This window comes from Psychrobacillus soli, assembly GCF_006861775.1.
Lineage (GTDB): Bacteria > Bacillota > Bacilli > Bacillales_A > Planococcaceae > Psychrobacillus > Psychrobacillus soli.
The window spans coordinates 1-19,964 of the sequence record NZ_VDGG01000039.1 but is presented as its reverse complement, the minus strand read 5'-3'; the positions used below and the strand labels follow the sequence as shown (position 1 = coordinate 19,964).

General features: G+C 37.2%; 14 protein-coding genes and 1 pseudogene. 3 read left to right on the top strand and 12 right to left on the bottom strand.

The window, feature by feature from the left end; translation table 11 throughout:
• Window position 1: 1 nt before the first annotated feature.
• From FG383_RS15760 to FG383_RS21385, 7 genes are all read right to left on the bottom strand, one after another.
• The gene (locus FG383_RS15760) at window positions 2–919 is read right to left on the bottom strand and encodes an ABC transporter permease (RefSeq protein WP_142608347.1); all 918 of its coding nucleotides are present in this window, start codon (window positions 917–919) and stop codon (window positions 2–4) included.
• A 180-nt stretch (window positions 920–1,099) separates the two neighbouring features.
• Complete coding sequence (locus FG383_RS15755; RefSeq protein ID WP_142608346.1) at window positions 1,100–2,662, bottom strand: ABC transporter substrate-binding protein; 1,563 nt, start codon at window positions 2,660–2,662, stop codon at window positions 1,100–1,102.
• A 37-nt stretch (window positions 2,663–2,699) separates the two neighbouring features.
• Window positions 2,700–3,989 (bottom strand): MFS transporter, encoded by a 1,290-nt coding sequence (locus tag FG383_RS15750; RefSeq protein WP_142608345.1) that lies wholly within the window; start codon window positions 3,987–3,989, stop codon window positions 2,700–2,702.
• A 53-nt stretch (window positions 3,990–4,042) separates the two neighbouring features.
• Entirely contained in the window at window positions 4,043–5,482 is a 1,440-nt protein-coding gene (locus tag FG383_RS15745; RefSeq protein WP_221887535.1) for an aldehyde dehydrogenase family protein, read from the bottom strand.
• Between the two features lie 30 nt (window positions 5,483–5,512).
• Complete coding sequence (locus tag FG383_RS15740; RefSeq protein WP_142608344.1) at window positions 5,513–6,271, bottom strand: SDR family NAD(P)-dependent oxidoreductase; 759 nt, start codon at window positions 6,269–6,271, stop codon at window positions 5,513–5,515.
• 360 nt (window positions 6,272–6,631) lie between these two features.
• Window positions 6,632–7,174 (bottom strand): PadR family transcriptional regulator, encoded by a 543-nt coding sequence (locus FG383_RS15735; RefSeq protein WP_142608343.1) that lies wholly within the window; start codon window positions 7,172–7,174, stop codon window positions 6,632–6,634.
• A 610-nt stretch (window positions 7,175–7,784) separates the two neighbouring features.
• A complete protein-coding gene (locus FG383_RS21385; protein ID WP_246097031.1) occupies window positions 7,785–8,357 on the bottom strand; it encodes a hypothetical protein in 573 nt (190 codons plus the stop codon).
• A gap of 75 nt (window positions 8,358–8,432) precedes the next feature.
• Here FG383_RS21385 and FG383_RS15725 point away from each other — a divergent pair.
• A pseudogene (locus FG383_RS15725) lies at window positions 8,433–8,655 on the top strand (hypothetical protein); the annotation flags it as partial.
• On the opposite strand, the gene FG383_RS15720 reads toward FG383_RS15725, so the two are convergent.
• Complete coding sequence (locus tag FG383_RS15720; protein ID WP_425467653.1) at window positions 8,616–8,843, bottom strand: glycerophosphodiester phosphodiesterase family protein; 228 nt, start codon at window positions 8,841–8,843, stop codon at window positions 8,616–8,618. The pseudogene FG383_RS15725 and the gene FG383_RS15720 sit on opposite strands and share 40 nt — an antisense overlap.
• Window positions 8,844–9,396: 553 nt before the next feature.
• On the opposite strand from FG383_RS15720, the gene FG383_RS15715 reads away from it, so the two are divergent.
• Window positions 9,397–10,584, top strand: coding sequence for a GTP-binding protein (locus FG383_RS15715; RefSeq protein WP_142608361.1), 1,188 nt, complete (start codon window positions 9,397–9,399; stop codon window positions 10,582–10,584).
• 855 nt (window positions 10,585–11,439) lie between these two features.
• On the opposite strand, the gene FG383_RS15710 is transcribed toward FG383_RS15715, so the two are convergent.
• The 4 genes from FG383_RS15710 to FG383_RS15695 form a co-directional block, all read right to left on the bottom strand.
• Window positions 11,440–12,294, bottom strand: coding sequence for a GNAT family N-acetyltransferase (locus FG383_RS15710; RefSeq protein ID WP_142608342.1), 855 nt, complete (start codon window positions 12,292–12,294; stop codon window positions 11,440–11,442).
• A 10-nt stretch (window positions 12,295–12,304) separates the two neighbouring features.
• On the bottom strand, window positions 12,305–14,125 hold the full coding sequence (locus FG383_RS15705) for an ABC transporter ATP-binding protein (protein ID WP_142608360.1): 1,821 nt from the start codon (window positions 14,123–14,125) through the stop codon (window positions 12,305–12,307).
• Entirely contained in the window at window positions 14,109–15,845 is a 1,737-nt protein-coding gene (locus FG383_RS15700; RefSeq protein ID WP_142608341.1) for an ABC transporter ATP-binding protein, read from the bottom strand. The genes FG383_RS15705 and FG383_RS15700 overlap by 17 nt, the downstream gene beginning before the upstream one ends.
• 756 nt (window positions 15,846–16,601) lie before the next feature.
• On the bottom strand, window positions 16,602–17,522 hold the full coding sequence (locus tag FG383_RS15695) for a DMT family transporter (RefSeq protein ID WP_142608340.1): 921 nt from the start codon (window positions 17,520–17,522) through the stop codon (window positions 16,602–16,604).
• Window positions 17,523–17,667: 145 nt separating this feature from the next.
• Here FG383_RS15695 and FG383_RS15690 point away from each other — a divergent pair, with 145 nt between their 5' ends.
• Entirely contained in the window at window positions 17,668–19,683 is a 2,016-nt protein-coding gene (locus FG383_RS15690) for an EAL domain-containing protein (RefSeq protein WP_142608339.1), read from the top strand.
• Window positions 19,684–19,964: the final 281 nt, after the last annotated feature.

The window sequence follows — 19,964 nt, the reverse complement described above, 5'->3', positions numbered from 1 at the left end:
CCTATTGTAAACGTATTTGAGGGTTGATAAATGCATACAAAATATCCGTAATGAAGTTAATAATTGTGTAGATTAAGGCAATAAAGAAAACACCCGCCAAAACTACAGGAAAATCTCTATTTAAAAGAGCATCCATAAGTAATCTACCTAAACCTGGCCACGCAAAAACCACTTCAACAATTACCGCGCCTCCTAGTAATGTCCCTAATTCTAAAGAAATTAGAGTTAGAAGAGGAATAAAAGCATTTTTAAGTGCGTATTTCATCAAAATACTACTTGTAGGAGTTCCAGAAGCTTTAGCCGTTCGAATATAATCTTTTCTTAAAACATCTAACATTGTGGATCTAGTAAAGCGAGCAAATTTTGCTATACTGTGCATAGCCAAAGTGGCCATTGGAAGTAGCATATGCATCATAGAACCCCCACCACTAGATGGTAATAGTTGGTATGTCACACTAAATAAGTAGATTAAAATAAGGCCTAACCAAAAGTTTGGAATTGCCTGTCCTAGTATGGTAAAACCTACTCCTAGTCGGTCCACGAGAGAGTTTCTTCTATAAGCACTTATAACACCTATAGGAATTGCTATTAGAACAGATAGCGCTAATGCGGAGAAAGCAAGTTGAAATGTTGCTGGGAGCCTTTCAATTACTAGGGAAACCGCACTTGTGTTCATTCGAATAGAATCTCCAAAATCACCTTGAATAGAGCTACTTATAAAATTGACATATTGCATATAAATTGGCTGATCAAATCCATGTTGTTTTCGAAACTCCTCGTATTGTTCAGGAGGAGCATCTGCCGGAATCATCAATACGGTCGGATCCCCTGAAAGTCGGACAAGGAAAAATATTACAGAAAGAGCCAAAAATACTACAATGACGGATTGTGCAATTCGCTTAATAATAAAATCTACCATAGTTACCCTCCATACTTAGTAATCTATTTTTTTTAGATGTGCTAATGTAATATGTATACACCTACATTAAAACATTCGTTTTAACACGCTTAATAAGCTTATAAAAGTAATATAAAATAAATTTGCAATCTCCGATCAATTTAGTCGTAGATTGCAAATTGATGTTTTTTTACTTAATCATTACTTACTTCTTTTTATGGAGTAGAAATCAACAACTTCACTATATTTAGGTTCAAATGAGATATTATCTGCAGCACCCCATATATCTTCACCTGTCCATAATGGTATACTTACTGCTTCATTTCTTAATCTTTGTTGAATACCATCCATTGCCTTTTGACGTTGAACTGGATCAAATATTTTGAATGCTTCAACGTTTTCTTCTAATAGCTTTTGATCGTTAATGTATGTGTATGCACCGGTTGTTGAGAAATAGAAAGAATAGAATGATTCCCCTTCCGTAGATGCAGCAGATGTGATGAAATACATATCTCCCATACCCTTACTTGTCGCTTTCTGAAGGAAAACACCCGTTTCATTTTGAACGACATTTATTTTAATGCCCAACTTCTCTAGTTCTCCAGCAATTGCTTGCACAACTTGAGTATCCATTGGAAAGTAGCCGTTTGTTGTATCAAATGTTAGATTTAAGTCTTCTGGTTTATAACCCGCTTCCGCAAGTAATTTAATTGCCTTTTCAGGATCATATTCATATTCATCTACAGCCAAATAACTAACATTGAATGGCGTTAATGTACTCGTTAATTTTTGTGCATGTCCATTCATAACATTTTTGATTAGTAAATCCACATCTATCGCATGATTTAATGCTTGTCTCACTTTCACATTTTGCAATGGACCTTCTTTAGATGAATTCAACGCAATAAAAGCATTTTTCCCGCTCATAGTAGATATAATTTTCGTATTTTGGTCTTGTTCCACTCGATCAATGGAATCTGTAGGTACGCTTCTTATTAATTCTACATCTCCACTTAATAATGCTGATAGTCTTGAACTAAATTCAGGAATAAATTTAACTGTCAATTCTTTTGTTTCTGGTTCACCTTCCCAGAAATCTTCATTTGCTACAAAGGAGATGGACTCCCCTACTTTCCATTCTTTAAATTTATATGGACCCGTACCTATTGGATTTGATGCTGCTTCTTCGATTCCAACCTTCTCCACATAGCCAGGTTCCAAGGGATTAATATCTGTATATACTAAATGCAAAAAATTTGCTTTTGGTTTATTGGTAATAAATTGTATCGTATGCTCATCTATTATCTTTATTTCTTTTATGAGATCCGTCCACCGTCCACTATATAAGGATTTGTTATCTGGATTCATCAAATACTCTACTGTATATTTGACAGATTCTGCATTAAATGGTGCTCCATTATGAAAAGTCACACCTTCACGTAATTTAAATTCCCATGTAAGCTCATCAATACTTTTCCATTCAATTGCTAATCTTGGAAGAAAGGTTCCTTTTCCATCATATTCAATTAAATTGTCGTAAATATTGTGAATAATACTATACGTAGGAGCTGCAGGTTGTGTACTTCCCATTAAAGTTGTCGGTTCAGCAGCGACTCCAATAACAACGCTTTCACTTTCAAGTAATCCATCTTTTACGTTTCCATCAGATTCTTTTTCTTCTCCAGCAGTACTAGCCGTACAAGCTGAAAGTATTAGTGCAAATGCTATTAGCACTGTCAACAAGAGTTTCTTTCCATGTTTCATATAAAATCCCCCTTTACAATATTTATATTTCAACAGATTAAAATGACGTTATTGTTCTCTTTTTAAAATTTTTGTTTTGTTGTCCCTCTTTTGATAACTCTTCTACTACATGTACTTTTTTACTAGTTATATATAGTAGTATTGCGCTCACTATATACAAGAAAACAGAAGCCATTACCCCGTAGTTAAAGCCTGCTCTAATATCTTCTCCTGCTATACTAACAAGATAACCGGTAAGGAGCGGGGCAATAATTCCCGCTGTGCTACCAATAGCTGTCTTGAAACCTAAAAGAGAACCAACCTGGCTAGAATGAGCCATTGAGCTAACAACACTTGAAGTAAATGGTGCAATACAGTTATTCATCGTTATACCAATCGTTAAAAAGAGTATAGCTAAAACAGGAGAACTCACCATAGTTGTTAAGAAAAATGCCGTCGCAGATATAACTAGCGCAATTAGAGCAACTCTAATATAAGATTTGAATGCACTTTTGGACTTTTTAAATAGGTTGTCTGTAAACTTCCCAACTATAATAGAGACAATAGCCGCTGAAATTCCCATAATCATAAATGTTAGACTCATCTGTCCTGGAGTCAGTCCTACAATCTTCGTTAAATAAGTAGGTCCCCATACAACAACCCAAGCTATTAACCACATTACTGTAAAGAAAGATAGTAAGATGGAAAAAAAGTAAGGAGTAGCAATGACCTTCAAAAGGTCTCGAAAAGATGCTTTTGTTTTTGATGTTGCCGTCGTTTCCACAACCTCCTTGGATCCTTTTGGTTCTTCTTTAAAAAACAGAAAGATAATAAGCCAAACAAAACTAGCTGCCCCAAGAACAGCAAATGTGTGTCTCCAACCAATTCCTGAAATTAGTTGAACAAGAACCGGTGCAGTAAGGTAAGCACCAAAAGTTGCTCCAGATAACAGAATTGCGTTTGCCGTTCCTCGAGAGCCGTCCACAAACCATTTAGCTAAATGAGCAATACATAGAGCCAATGTTCCACCTTCAAAAAAGCCAAGTATTACACGAATGATGATTAATACCGTTAAGCTATTTACAAAGAAAGCTGCAACAAGAGATACAGTCCAACCAGCAGCAATGAAAATAATTAACTTTTTTGTCCCAAATCTGAGAGATAAACTTGCAATCAATATACTTCCTACTGCATAAAACCAATAAAAACTACTTCCTGCAATTCCAAACTGTTCAAAATCTAAATTCAAATCATGAATAATAGGTTCTGCAGCTAACCCTAGTACAGACTTATCCGCAAAGTTGATAACGTAAAGAATAAATAACAACGCTAATATAATCCACCGCATAAAACTCTTCCTACTTCCTGAAAATTCTGATTTTTAAAGGTAGAGGTATCAGACTAAACCTGATACCACCATGGACTTTCTTCTGTTGTACTTTTTGTAATAATTAATTGATGACGTAAAAACCTTTTTAAACCGGTTTTGCCAAAACGAGATTCCCCTAAACCAGAGCAATTAAATGCTGAGTATTCAGGAGCTTCCGTAAGTACAAACGGTAAAACACCCGCATCATTTATACTTACTCCACCCGCATGCAATTGAACAGCCACTTCATATGCTTCTTCTGGATTACTTGAGAAAATAGAAGCACTTAAACCATAACTCGAATCATTTGCCAATGCTACCGCCTCTTCAACAGTACTAAAGGACATAACAGGCATCACGGGACCGAACGTTTCTTCTCTCATGATTGACATCGAATGGTTTACATTTGTTAATACCGTTGGACGCATCCACAAACTATCATTCTGTTGTTCAATTTCCCCACCACATTGTACATGCGCTTCTTTTGACAAGGCATCTTCTACTTGTTCACGAATAATAACTGCTTGCTTATCAAAAATAATAGGACCTAGATGGCCGTTTCCAAGTGTATAAGCAAGCTCAATTTTGTTTGCTTCTTCTACTAGACGTTGAACAAATGAATCATGGATTTGTTCATCTACATATATACGTTCTGTAGAGAAACATTGATGTCCCACTCCACAAATAGAGCCAAAAAGTATGCCTTGAACAGCGCTCTCGATATCCGCTGATTTTAGAACAATTGCAGGATCTTTCCCTCCTAATTCTAAGAATGCAGGGATTAAGTTCTGACCAGCTTGAGCCGCTACTTTACGACCGGTTTTCTCACTCCCAGTAAAGACGATCAAGTCTACTTCATCAATCATCTGAGCTCCCACTTCTCCTGCTCCTAGCACATATTGCAATACTGTAGCTAACTCAGGAACCGCATCTATCGATTTTTGAATGGGTTCAATAAATCGTGGAGTTACTTCACTTGGCTTTACAATGACCGCACTTCCTGCCAATAGTGCTGGAATCATATCCATTGTTGAAAGAGACATTGGAAAATTCCACGGACTGATGACACCAACAAGCTTATAAGGAACAAGTTCTTGTTTCATTTCCAAAGTGGGTACATATTGAGATGTAATCGGAGGTTGTGAAACGAATAGATCATTTGCCACCTCTGTCCACCTTTCAATCCATTTACTAATGTTTTCAAATTCACGAACAGATTCACTTAGGCGTCCTGTATCTGAAATTAGAGCATCCATAATTTCCTGTTTATAGAAAAGTAAACTATCTTTCCATTTTTGAAGAACTTCGACCCTACCTTGAAGCCCTAATTTTGCCCACTGTTGTTGTCCTTCTCGGAGACGAGTGCATTGTTCTTTCAATTCTTCAACAGTTGTCGGATTGAACTCATAATCAGTTTCCCCAGTACGGGGATTTCGAACAGCTATTTGATCATTCACTTGTGTTTCAGTCATTTACTCAACCTCTTTCATCAAATTTGTTAACTAGGAGACACGTCTTCCTCCACTTACCTCAATTATCTCACCATTGATATAGTTTGCATGATTAGATGCAAGGAACATAACTGCACCCGCAATATCTTCTGCTTGTCCAGCTTTTTTCATAGGGATTCTATTAATAATCCAATCATAGCTATCCAAAGGTGCATCCGTTTTGTGGAATGGTGTATCAATAAGTCCTGGAGCAACTGCATTTACTTGAATATTAAAGTCAATTAGTTGCTTAGCTAATGCGCGGGTGATTGCACTAACTCCACCTTTTGCAGCAGTGTACGCTAAGTCTTTCATCGTTCCCCCCGTTCGCTCTACAGCACTGGAAATATTAATAATTCTTGTGTTCTCTTCACCTTTCAGTAAAGGAAGAGCTTCTTTAGTCACGAGATATACGGATTTCAAGTTAACGTCAATAACTTTATCCCAAACGTCTTCTTCCAGCTCCTCGAGAGTACTACTTGTAATTGAAGCTCCAACATTATTAACTAAAACATCTAATTTACCATATTTATCTTGAATTTGTTTTGCAATGTTTTCTACATCCTTTTTCAATGACACATCGCCATCTACTAAAAGCGCATCTGAGCCTAGTTCTTTTAAATGTTTTAAAAGCTTTTCTCCATTTTCAGTATCATTGAATCCATGAATAATTACATCTGCCCCTCTTTCAGCAAATCCAATCGCAGTCATTTTTCCAATTCCTGTTGTACTTCCTGTAATCCAAACTACCTTCTTTTCAAATGTATACATATTAAATTCCTCCTTGTATTTTTAATAGTTCCAATTCATACTATAAGATTACAATATCCTTAATGCTTCAAAGATATCGCTTTCAATACTTAAGTAAGTTCAACGAAATAACTCCCTCACAACATTCTTTATGCCGTTTATTATCAAGTAATTAACGACTGAACTGTTAAACTTTTTAGATTATTCTAAGTATATTTATATATTTTTTGTATGTCAATACTTATCTATAGAAATATTTACATATATATATATAGATATTTTCCTAATACTATTAAATGTACAAAACTCACCTTTAGTATACTTATAAAAAAACAGTATTTTCTAATTTGATTAGAAGATACTGTTTTTTTTATTGTTTTTTCAATTATGTTGATTTATTAAACGAAGTACATCGTCACACCAATCCAATTCAAACTGAAAAATTCGAATTCTTCTCGTTAACAATAAGTACCTACTAAAATGGTTTAACGTCTTATCTGTTGGATCAATCGTTGGATCTTCCTCCATCTTTTTAACTTCTTCCGAGAAATGTTGTTGCTTTTTGAGATAGATCTTCTTTCGGTTATTTAATAATTGGATTGCTACTTCCGAATCAGTGAGCCAAATTGAATAGAATTTAATAATAAATTCATCACGGATAATTGGTTCTGCAGGGATTTCCTGGATCCAAGTTCTCAATTTTTGAGTACCTTTTTCTGTAACATAATATTTCTTTTTATTCGGCTTTCCTATTTGTTCAATTAATTCGTATCTAACTAACTCTTTTTCTTCTAACTTCGAAAGAATTGGATAAATTTGACTCAAATTAGCCGCCCATAATAACTCCAAACGTTTTCCTAGATCATATCCCGATACTGGTGTTCTAGATACAACTCCTAAAATAGCATAAGCAAGCGAATTCACTTAAATTCCCCTCTCAATATTGTTGTTTTAAACCTTTTACTAGATAAATCAATAAAATAAGTTATATCCAGTTTTAGTTTTCTAGTATCTTTCACTGTCAAAAGATTGAATCAATTTTAAAATTCAAGTTTAGAGCATAAAGCACGAACACTGTGTTTGTCAATATAGTTGCCGCATTTAGCTAGTTTAGCATCTTTAAATTACATACTCTTAGAATCTTGTAAATCCTAATTCTGTTTTGGCTACCGCACTGTGCTTGCTGGCCTAGTGTCCAGTTTCTTGTATCCCGTGCCCAACGTTCTGGCTGTCTTTCTTTTGCCGATTCATACACTTCTTTTCGGTTTTCTAGTATGCCCACATGTGCCCCAGTGTGACATTGTATAGGTGTTACGAAGTTAAGCTCGCTATGTAAATGAACTTCGTTGTACTAATGGACAAATTTTGCTGCCCATATCCTTGATTCTTCGAGTGTTCCAAAACCCTGATGTGGTCCTTTCTTCCGGGGACAACTTTTTTGGGGTATGGGACGTTTTGTAAGTGGTCGCTGATCGACTTTCACGCCACCATTCATACGTCCTCACGTTGATGTGTAGCTCCTGACAAGCCTTCGCTAATCGTACACCATTTGATTGGCTATTAATTTCACGGCTAGTGTGCGATTTGCCGGGTCAATCATTCGTCCTCCCCGTCGCCCTAAATCGCTTGGTCTTTTTTCTAAGAAGTAGTAATGCCAAAGCTTCCGCCAATGCTTTCTCCTTTTTTGTAGGCCTTTTTCTAACGCTTTCGCATATTTCTGTTCTTCTTTCAGCTGCACATTCAACTGTTTCGATTGATCAAATGCCTGTCCATTAGCTTGAAGACAGACGAGTTTCCATGCTTCAATCTGTTCCCAGTCTAAGCCCTTTTTACGGCAATACTCCGCGATCTCCAACTCATTCATCGCAAACGTTCCCATCACGATTAAAAACTTATCTTGACTGTTCCATTTGTCGCTTGTTTGTCCGTTGCCTGGCGTTGCGGTTCCAGCTATGCGAGCTTCCTTTCGCCACTTGTACAGCGTCACTTCCGAAATGCATTCTTCTTTGGAGATTTGCACCACCGCTTCATTGTTTGGCGGCATCATACGCCCAATGATTTCTGTTTTTCGTTCTTGCGTGTAACGTGTTCCATTTTGTCTTGTCATATCGTACGACCTCCGTGTAATTTACTTAATCATATCACGTTAGCCTCGTACAACGTCTATCCTAACAGAGGGGGGAATGAGAAAGTTATACACTTTACGAACATCGGACAAGCTTTAATCAAAGCAAAAGGGGAAAATTAGACGTTTTTGAGGTTTTAGAATCCGTTATTGAATGGAATTCTTTTGTCTCTTCGGTGAAAGAAGCTCAGGAGCTTGCACGTCCTGCTATGATTATTTAGACTTACTGAAAAAACGATTTTATTCACTTAGAAAAGAAACGCCGACTCTATTAGGCGTGTCTTTAAAGACATACAATGTCTCTCTCAAAGTAGGAATTTTTTCACCTTTAAAGTCGGGAAAAAACCATACGCCAAAATCATATGCCTTTAATTCTTTAAGTGGTAAATCCTTAACGAAACCTTTCCCATTCGACGTGCGATCAATCCATTCATCATGAATGACAACAAGCTCCCCGTCCTTTGTCATATGTACATCAAACTCTACACCGTGTATCTGCAATCATGCCGCAGCTTTAAAAATGCAGCGACCGTATTTTCTGGATATGTCCCTGAACATCCTCTATGCGCATAAATTTTCATGTAAAATCGCCTCCTCTTTTATTGATTATACTTTTTTCCAAAAGGAAAACGCCATCTCCAGATGTGAGATGACGTGTATCTATTCACTTCCTCGGAGGAAGCGGAATATATTTAAGTCTCGGGGGTCTAGCTTTTTTCATAATAAACCATTGTAGGCTTGTATGTACTTTCTTTCTAATAGAACTAAATTGTAAAGTATTCAACCGTTTATTCGAAACTTTCATCGTTACATTGCGTTCATTCAAACCCAATAAGTATCTCTCCTTTTCGATTGAACGTTCTCTTCACCATTCATCCTATAGAAAGTTTATGTAGTCCATATTGAAATTATGTTAGGAGATTGTAAAAAGTTGTCTCTTTTCTACTTGCATTCTTCTTTTCCATCGTTTATTATTTAAATCGTAACCATTACGATTTAAATGAAGGAGAATAAAATGACTATACAAACACAAATTCCAGTTACAGTGTTAAGTGGATATCTAGGAGCAGGAAAAACAACAGTACTCAATCATTTACTTGCCAATAAAGACGGAAAGAAAATTGCAGTCATCGTCAATGATATGAGCGAAATTAATATTGACTCCCAGCTTATCCAAGATGGTGGATTTTCTAGAACCGAAGAAAAACTTGTGGAGCTAACAAATGGATGTATTTGCTGCACACTAAGAGAAGATTTAATGATTGAAGTAGAAAAGCTAGCAAAGCAAGGAGATATCGATTATATCGTTATCGAATCGACAGGTATTTCTGAACCAATACCTGTTGCTCAAACATTTACATATATTGATGATGAAGTGGGAATTGACTTATCCAAGTTTTGCAAGTTAGATGCAATGATAACGGTAGTAGATGCATTTCGTTTTTGGACTGATTATGAAAGCGGGGAAACTTTACTTGAGCGAAAACAAACGGATGATGAGTACGACCAGCGGGATGTTTCGGATTTATTAATCGATCAAATCGAGTTTGCGGATATTTTACTAGTATCGAAAATAGATTTAGTAACACCTGAATATGCAGAAGCTTTTCAAGCATTCTTGCGAAAAATGAATCCAGATGCGGAAATTCACCTCATTGAAAATGGTGTAATAGATACTTCTGTTCTACTTAATCGTCATTTATTTGATTTTGAAAAAGCTTCAAGCGGTGCTGGCTGGATAAAAGAATTGAACGAAGAACATGTCCCAGAAACCGAGGAGTATGGGATTAGTTCGTTTGTTTATAAAAGAAAGCGCCCATTCCATCCGAAAAGATGGGAACAATGGTTAAGCAACTTCCCCCAAGAAATCGTTCGCTCAAAAGGCTTCTTTTGGTTAGCCTCAAGAAATAAAATGGCTGGTTTACTTTCTCAAGCTGGTTCCTCTATTCAGTTCCAAGGTGCCGGTTACTGGATAGCGACACTTCCTAAAGTGCAGCAGCAACAGATTTTCGAGGAAGATTGCGCCATTTCAAGTAGATGGGATGATGAATATGGGGATCGTCAAACTGAAATTGTTTTTATCGGCATGGATATGGATAAAGAAGAAATAGAGGCTGCGTTAAATGCTTGCTTGTTAACGGATGAAGAAATGAAAGCGGATTGGACATTATTTGAAGATGTGCTACCTCCGTTTGTAAGTTCCAATTAAGAGAAGTTTCTGATCTTTGCCGTGTTCGCTATCGTCTAGCATTAAATTTTAAGAAAAGTGCAAGTACCCTCTAAGTACAAAACCTGTTTTGTAACGTTTTCTGAGGTCTTTGGACAGACTTTTTGCTATATCATTACCGATTGATTTTTAAGAGAGGCTGGTCGTGACTAACGTCACGNATTACCGAGAAAAGAGAGGTTGGTCGTGACGTTAGTCACGACCAGCCTCTCTTTTCTCGGTAATCTTATGGCGTTTGTCTGTCCGTCGCCTTCCTTCAACTATACGAATAAGGTTAAGTTCTTTTTGGATAATGAGTGAAAAGACGCTTTCCAACTTATAAAAAAAGCACCCAAAGATGCAATTTCGGGTGCCCAAGTAGCTCCTCTATACAATAGATGCTAACTATTTTTGGGTCATATACTCTTTTACCAATAGAAGAAAATTAGCTGAAATGCTCTTCTTTTAGATTCTTACTAGCTAATAGATCCATCCCCTCTACCTTATGTACAATCCACTGCATTTTCCTATCCTTCCAAGTACAAGTGATTTTATGCACTCAAAAATTATATACTTATCTTTTAGTTATTCTTTCTTTTATGATTGATTAGAAAACATTTGCTTGATTGTAGTGGAAGGCGGCGACTCCAGTGGGATGAGTGAGAAAGATGAGATATCACAACGTACGCGAAGCAGCGGTGATGGCTCATCGCTCCCCCCGCGGAAAGCGTCCGCCTGGAACGGAAATCAACAGTGTTATGGAATCGATCCTTTACTCCAAAACAGCCGAGACACTGGGTTTATGAAAAGGAAGATTTTATACTTTCTTATTCTTCAAAAAAGGCGACCCGAATTGGGTCACCTTTTTTGATAGAAATGTGTATGCTGTATTGTTTCGAATCCTACCTTTTCATAAACGGATAATGCTGTATCATTATCTATTTCCACGTCTAAGTAAATAGTTTCTTTTCCTAAGTAAAACGCTTCATTTTTCGCCCAGTTTAACATAGCAGTAGCAATCCCTTTTCCACGAGCATGCTCATGTACACCGAGTCCCGTCACCCATAACTTATCGGAATCGTCCGCAATCGTAACGGTGCCTACTACTCTATTTTCCAATGTAGCGATCATTAGTTTGCGATTCGGCGTTTGCGTGTTAAATGCTATAAAGTTCATAGCTTCTTCTACTGAATCGCCAAAAGCGCTGATGAGCACTTCGATTAATTGGGACTCATTTTTGCTGTAAGGAATGATTTCTATTTCATTACAATTCAAAATCGCTTCTGCCCTTGCCACCATTGTTCGCTCAGAGAAATCATGTACATAGTTAAGTGTTTCCAACCATTCCCGCCCTACTTGTGATTCTTCCGGTACTAAAGCTAAATCAAATGTTGCTTTGCGAAGTGCTAAGTTTCTCCCTAACTCCTCAAAGAGCCCTGTACCTATTCCCCGCTTACGAATCGGCGGTGAAACTACAGCACCCCACTCAAATTCACCTGTTTCTAGTCGGTCGATGGCCGATAACACGCCTACTAGTTTATCCGTTTCATCGTCATATGCTAGTACACAAAAACCTTTTAAATGAAAATCTGTTAACTCATGAACGCTTAAAAGCGAATCGTAGTTTTCCGTGTCTTCCTGAAGTAATTCTTTTACCTCTTGCATTGTATCGCCATCTAATGGAATCGATACGGTCATAATAGAAATATCCATAAAACTCTCCTTAAATCTTCGTATTCGTTAACATATTATAATATCTTCCTCGTTTTTGTAGCAACTCTTCTTGGGGTCCTGATTCTATCAGCTTTCCATTTTCCATTACAAATATAAGATCTGCCTTACGTACCGTATTCAAACGATGCGCAATAACGAAGCTTGTTCTGCCTTTCATTAACCGTTCTAGTGCTTCTTGTATTTTCAGTTCTGTAACCGTATCAATACTCGATGTAGCTTCGTCTAATAGTAGAATTGCAGGGTCGGCAACAAGCGCTCTTGCAATGGATAATAATTGCTTTTGACCTTGGCTAATTTCTCCACCGTCTGCCGTTAAAATAGTGTCATATCCATTTGGTAATTTCAGTATAAATTCATGCGCATTTGCTTCTTTAGCTGCTGTCATGACTTCTTCATCTGTCGCATTTAATTTGCCGTATCGTATATTTTCCCGTACGGTCATTTCAAAAAGAAATGGGTCTTGCAGAACAAATGCCGTTTGACTTCGCAATGTATGCCTTGGCAACTTCTCCATAGGAATACCGTCTATTAAAATGCTTCCTCCATTTACTTCATAAAAACGAGCAAGAAGTTGCATGATGGTCGTTTTCCCTGCACCAGTAGCCCCAACTAAAGCAGCTGTTTGTCCTGCTTCTACATGGAAAGAGACATCCTCAATTGTCGGGTTATCATCGTTTTTATTGTACCAAAATGAAACATCCTCGAATGTTACATTTCCTTTCAATTTATAGTCTTGATGATCATTTGCCGCATCTATTTCTTCCGGTTCATCCATAATTGCAAAAACACGCTCCGCACCTGCAATTGCTGATAACACAGTATTAAACTGGTTCGCTAAATCATTTAGAGGACGCGTAAATTGACGTGCGTATTCGGTGAAAATAACAATTTCTCCAATCGATATATGCCCATAAAACGCAAGGATCCCTCCAGCTGCCGCAACGAGTGTAAAACTCATATTATTTAAAAAGTTCATCACTTTGGGGATAAACCCTGAATAAGTAAGTGCCCAAAATCCAGTTCGTTTTAAACGCTCACTTTTCACTGCAAATTCCTCTAACATACGAGTCTCTTGAGAAAATGCTTTGACGATTCGTTGACCAGAAACGGTTTCTTCAATCATTCCATTTAGTTCTCCAAGTGCTTTTTGTTGTTCTTTAAATAATTTGGACGTACGTCTCGTGATCCAGCGCATCGCAAAAAACATAAAAGGCACAATAATTAGCGTGATAACAGTCATCAATGGGCTTAATAGAAGCATGACAACCGTCGTTCCGACTAAAGTTAACACACTTGAAAATACTTGTATAAAAGAAGAATTTAATGTTTGACTGACGTTTTCTATATCATTCGTCATCCTGCTCATTAATTCCCCATGTTGTCGTTTATCAAAAAATGATACAGGTAGCTTTTGTAAATGATTAAACAATCCTGTTCTCAATCTGTAAATTGTTTGCTGAGCAATACCAATCATCCAATAACTTTGTAAATACATCGTGACAGATAAAAACACATACACGATGATCAATAATCCAATTATATTGGCCAGTCCTGCAAAAACACTTTTAGCAATGTATTTATCGATAATAATACCGATTAAATACGGTCCAAATAAGGCTAAAGCGGAACTAGCTATGACTAATAAAAGCACCATAATCAATAAAAAACGTTTCTCATCTACTAGCTTCCATAAACGACTGAGAACGCCTTTCCAATCAGATGCCTTCTCCACTTTTTTCTTATAGTCTTTCTTCAAATCTTCCTTCGTCACAATAGGTTCATATCCAAAAGGTTTACGAATGAAGTTCATCATGTCCGCCGCCCTCCTGCTGTGATTCTGCAATTTCTCTATATAAAGAGGAACTTTCCATCAGCTGTTCATGCGTACCATATGCCGAAACTTTCCCTTCTTCTAGCAAAAGAATTTGATCCGCGCCTTTTGCGGTTCTTATTTTTTGCGTAACGACAAGCATCGTTGCATTTTCTTGTTCTAAAGCTTCCCATAAAGCATTTTCAGTCGATACATCTAATGCACTCGTACTATCATCCAATAATAAAATTTCTGGTTTTCGTACTAATGCACGTGCAATGGACAATCTTTGTTTTTGACCACCAGATAAATTGACTCCTTTTTGACCAACTCTCGTATCATATTGGTCCGGGAAATGTTCAATAGAATGGTGAATTTGCGCTTGTATCGCCGCTTCTTTAAGGGTTTCTCCAGAAGCAGTTGAATCTCCCCATCCTAAATTTTCTTCAATACTTCCTGTAAAAAGAATGGATTGTTGTGGAACAAGCCCAATTGTTTGTCTTAGCTCTTTTAGTGGCCATTCTTTTACTTCTACTCCATCAATCCAAATTTCTCCTTCAGTCGCATCAAAAAAGCGTGGTATTAAGTTTATTAGCGTCGACTTGCCTGAACCTGTTGCCCCCATAATCGCAAGTTTGGTACCCGATTCTAAAGAAAAAGAAACATCTTTTAGGACAGGTATATTGGTCGTTGGGTAATAAAAAGAAACATGCTGAAATTCAATTTCTCCCTTCTTAGGGACAGCATTCGCAGTATCTTTGCTCATTTCTTCGATTCCTTTATCGACAACTAAAACCTCTTCCATACGTTCTGCTGAAGCCTTTGCCCTGGAGAAAAATATAATAATGAAAGAAAACATCGAGAATGCACCCGTCATACGCATTGCATAGTTGACGATCGCAACAAGATCCCCCATCTTCGTATCTCCTGTTTGTATTTCTTTTGCTCCAAACCAAAGCACTGCCATTAAACTTACATTCATGACAAATAAAAGAACAGGTAAAATGAGCTCCATAATACGGAATGCTTTCACATTATCCATTTTTAATATGTCTGCAACAGAGGCAAATCGAGTCGATTCGAAATTACCACGCAAATATGCTTTTATGAGACGGACCGCTTGCAAATTTTCTTGTACCTTACGTGTTACATGGTCCACGCTTCTTTGTACTTTTCCAAAAAGTGTAAGCCCTTTTCTACTCATAAGAAAAAGGAAAAGGATTAAAATGGGTGCTCCCATTACTAAAAACATAGCTAGATAAGCATGAACAAAAAAGGACATAATAATGCTTCCTACGACTAATAGTGGTGCTCGAAGCATTATACGAAGCCCCATGAATATTAAGTTTTGTGTGATCGTCACATCATTCGTTAACCGCGTTATTAAGCTAGAAGAAGGAAACGTTAGAAAAGTTGCCATCGTAAACGATTGTACTTTCTTGAATAACGCCTGACGAATATCAAACCCATAACTTTGCACTACATGGGATGCGATGAATGTATTAATGATTCCCGCTAAAAAAGCTATTACCGATATCCCAAGCATAATAATTCCCCAAAAAATAATAATCTGCCGATCACCTGCTAGTATTCCATCATCAATAATCGTTGCTATTAACAAAGGCTGTACAAGCTCTACAGAAAGCTCTACTAACATAAGTAGTAACGCAATCACAACAAGCGACTTATATGGCGATAAATAAGAAAAAATCGTCTTCACAAATACAACACCCCTAGATTCTTCGCTACTCGAATTATTTCTATATAGAGTCTATTATGCCATAACACAAAGACAACATATAGAAAAAAGTCCAAGCGCCTGTCTCTAGAGCGATTTAGCAAATGGAAACGATTGACGCACATAATAGGGATAATGCCTCGTAAAAAGCTTTATCAGGTGACCGCTATATTTCCGCCGGGCGAGTGACGAGCCGCTACGTCACTAACGCTCTTGCAGGGTCTCACACCGTCGTGCAAAATTCCAATGTTATGTAGTTATTAATTAATAAATTCCAAAGAATGGATAAGAGCAATCAAAAAGCTATTGAAAGCAACTAATTTCAGTACGAAAGCAACTAAAATCAGCATGAGAGCAACTAAAATCAGCATGAGAGCAACCAAATTGCCGGTGAGAGCAACCAATTCTTAAAATAACAAGTTTACTTGGAGTGAGACAACGATGATTTCGACATATTATAGGAATAATATGTCACAAAGCCTGCCGAACTTGCCAAGCTATATCTGCTAGTCTTATTTGTCGTGTTCGTAGTGGATATTGTCTCGTTCAACCACTTTTTGTTACTAGTAGACCTTGATAAGTTAGCATTTTCCATTGATTTTCACCGCCTGCAGCGAAAATCACAGCGGATACTTCGTTTAACTCACTTTGACGCATTACCCCTATATCACGTATAAGATATAAATCGCTATAACTTATGTTACTTGAAAAAAGTTAGCAGCATAGAAAAAGATGGCTTCAATTAGCCATCTTTCCTTTTCGTTTCCATTTAATTTTACCAGCGATTGAAAGCCATGTGACGAAAACAAGCATCACGACTACCCCAACATATTGCCAAGCACCGAAAACTTGTCCTAACCAAATAACGGAAATAACCATAGCAGTTAATGGTTCCATACTCGATAGAATACTAGTTTCCACTGGTGTGATGTACTTCATACTTGTTAAAAAGAGTATAAAAGCAATCGTTGCAATAAGGATAATGATAAAAGTCATTAAGTTAAACGGGTAACTTGCAAGGACTTCCCACTCATTTGAACGCCAAATTTGAGAGATGAATGCTAGTACTACGCCCCCTATTAACATCCCCCATCCAACGATGATGAGGACTCCCCACTCTTTCATAAGCCTTGCAGGATAAACCGTATAAACAGAAAATGCAACACCAACTGCTAACCCCCAAAAAAGCGCTTCATTACTTATTAATAACTGATCGAATTTGGCGTTTGTTAATAAAAAAAACAACCCAACAAGCGTTCCGATAATACCGATGATTTGATATTTAGGAGGAAACATCTTACTCTTCCACGAAAGAAATACCACAATATAAATAGGTCCCAAAAATTGCAGTAATGTTGCAATAGACGCATTACTCGCCTCAATTGCCGCAACAAAAGTGTACTGAACACCGAGCATACCGAAAATACCAAAAATGATTAATTGCTTTAGCCAACTTTTCTCTTTCCATATAGTATAAATGGGCTTTCCTTTTATTTTTAAAAATGCTAATATGCACACTCCTGCTACTATTAATCGGACTGTAAGAAAAAAAGGAACAGATAAGTTACTTTCTTTTAATACCCATTCCATCATCGGTCCAGAGGCTCCCCACAACATAGACCCCAAAATAATTAATACTATCCCTTTCCATCGTCCCATTTCCCTGTCCTCCATTTTATTGCTCATATTTACCTAGTACCATATACCTGAAAATTATTTTTAAATGAATATATTGTTCTATTTTAATGACTATTTTATGTATTTTCTATATAATGAATATAAATTATTTAAAGGAGCCGTTAATATGTACCTAAAAGATGAATTATTTGATCTAAGTAACACTGTTTTTAGTCATTTACCTTTCCCAACCTTTATGACAAATAGGGACGGTCATATTATTTGGTGGAGCCAAGAAGCCGAAAAGCAATTCGGATATCATTTAGAAGATTTGCAAGGGCCTAGAGTACCATTGTTTAATGAGCACACCTATGGGCACCTTACTGCTAATTGGGAAACGATCCTACATCAAGCAGATCCAGTTCGCTTCAGTCCTGTTATTCTTTACTCTAAAGATAGACACCCTACGAAAACATCTATCGTCGCAAAGTCAATCTTCATAAACGATGATTATTATGTTTTCTTTCAAATTGAATCCAATTCAATACAAGATACAGAAGAATCTTCTTTTACCGAGTTACAATTAATAAAAAAAGCGTTATCTAATTCTTTTATGGTTGCTTATTTAGACAATGAAGGTTTAATCCTTCATGCGAATGGAATGTTTTTAAAAAAAAGCAATTGGACACCGAAACGAATCGTCGGAAAATCTTTTTGGCAGCTATTCCCTAATTCCCCGCATCACATTGCCATTGCAGATAAAATTATCAACAAATTACAAAAAGGTGAAATTTTCCAAGGCACAGTCGAAAAAACGACAAAAGACGGAGAGAGTTATTGGGTAGATTTAATCGCACTACCAATTACTAATACAGAGAATAATACGCTATACCATTTGTTATTGGAAGAAGAAATTACAGAAAAGAAATTATTACAATCCCACCTTGAACAAATTGCTTATGTAGATACAGAAACCGGTCTAATGAGTAGACATCGTTTAGAGAAAGTTGTGGATGAACATATTCAACATGACAAATACTTCTCCTTTGTTTTCCTTACTATCGATCAATTTTATACGTTAAAAGAAATATTCAACGATCAAACCGAATCTCAATTATTAAATGAGTTTACAAAAAGATTGAAAATCTATTTTGAAGAATCCATTATCGCTAGAGCCGGAAGAGATGAATTTGCAGTCATTACAACTTTAAGTGAATGGTACATACAAGGATTCATTCATTATTTAAAGCAAAACCCGATTTATCTAGACAATAAGGTTGTTCCTATAACGGTTAGTGGAGCCATTACTAGATACCCAGAAGATCAACAATCCTATTTGCACTTATTGAAAGCAACGGATGCAAAAATTCAACAAGTGAAATTAGAAGGTGGTGGCATGATTGCAAGCCTTTCCCCATCTGATCATCACAAACTTACTCGTCGTGCGCAAATTGAAAAACGGTTATTGGAAGCATTAAATCACCATAATCTTCATGTACTCTATTTACCACAAAAGGATGTATTAACAAATCAGATTACAGCAGTTGAAGCACTCGTACGCTGGGAAGATGATATACTTGGAATCGTTTCTCCCGAAGAACTAATACCAATTGCCGAAGAAACTGGATTAATCAATGATATCGGTGCTTTTATGTTGGAAAAAGTTTGTGAGCAAGCGGCTATTTGGCAGCAAAAAGGGATACCGATTAAAGTAAGCTTTAACTCATCCATTCGAGAATTTCGTGATAAAAATATGGTAAAAACCATTCGCAAAGTTTTAGAGAAGTACAATTGCTCACCAAATCTGTTACAAATTGAGTTTACCGAAAAGTTCGCACTTGAAGCAGAAGCCGAAAAGTCTATTATTCAGCAAATGCAAACGTTACAAAAAGACGGGGTTGTTTTTGTTTTGGATGATTTCGGTACGGGATATGCATCGCTCAGATATTTGCAACTTCTTCCGATTAGCAAGTTGAAAATTGATAAATCATTTGTGAGTTCTATTATGCAGCAAGAAAAATTACAAAAGCTTGTCCAAGGATTAATCCAGTTTGGTCAATCTTTGGACGTTGATGTGGTGGCGGAAGGTGTAGAGACGGAGGAACAATATATGCTGTTAAAACAAATGGGCTGCGATGCTGCTCAAGGTTACTACATAAGTCGCCCAATCCCAGCAGAAGAAGTTGAAGTACTTTTAAAATAAATACAATGTTCTTTATAGGTCGCCTTTATATAGGTCTGCAGTATAAGGATACTGCGTGGTAGTGGGTTGAAAATGAGTGTCCGCTGGGATTTCCGCTGCTGGGCGGACGCTTTCCGTGGGGTGAGCGATGAGCCTTCACCGCCGCGCCTGAGAAGTCCGCCTGAGAAGTCTCATTTTGCTCACACAGAGGAACAAAGGCTAAAAACGCCACATCGTGTGGCAACGCCTTCGTGACCAACATCCTGTTGGCCTCCACTGGAGTCGCCTCCCAGCAGCGAAAA

Bases quoted from the DNA above. Each gene is read 5' to 3' on its own strand.
- FG383_RS15760 (WP_142608347.1), bottom strand. From the start codon at position 919: ATGGTAGATTTTATTATTAAGCGAATTGCACAATCCGTCATTGTAGTA.
- FG383_RS15755 (WP_142608346.1), bottom strand. From the start codon at position 2,662: ATGAAACATGGAAAGAAACTCTTGTTGACAGTGCTAATAGCATTTGCA.
- FG383_RS15750 (WP_142608345.1), bottom strand. From the start codon at position 3,989: ATGCGGTGGATTATATTAGCGTTGTTATTTATTCTTTACGTTATCAAC.
- FG383_RS15745 (WP_221887535.1), bottom strand. From the start codon at position 5,482: ATGACTGAAACACAAGTGAATGATCAAATAGCTGTTCGAAATCCCCGT.
- FG383_RS15740 (WP_142608344.1), bottom strand. From the start codon at position 6,271: ATGTATACATTTGAAAAGAAGGTAGTTTGGATTACAGGAAGTACAACA.
- FG383_RS21385 (WP_246097031.1), bottom strand. From the start codon at position 8,357: ATGACAAGACAAAATGGAACACGTTACACGCAAGAACGAAAAACAGAA.
- FG383_RS15720 (WP_425467653.1), bottom strand. From the start codon at position 8,843: ATGACAAAGGACGGGGAGCTTGTTGTCATTCATGATGAATGGATTGAT.
- FG383_RS15710 (WP_142608342.1), bottom strand. From the start codon at position 12,294: ATGGATATTTCTATTATGACCGTATCGATTCCATTAGATGGCGATACA.
- FG383_RS15705 (WP_142608360.1), bottom strand. From the start codon at position 14,125: ATGAACTTCATTCGTAAACCTTTTGGATATGAACCTATTGTGACGAAG.
- FG383_RS15695 (WP_142608340.1), bottom strand. From the start codon at position 17,522: ATGGGACGATGGAAAGGGATAGTATTAATTATTTTGGGGTCTATGTTG.
- FG383_RS15690 (WP_142608339.1), top strand. From the start codon at position 17,668: ATGTACCTAAAAGATGAATTATTTGATCTAAGTAACACTGTTTTTAGT.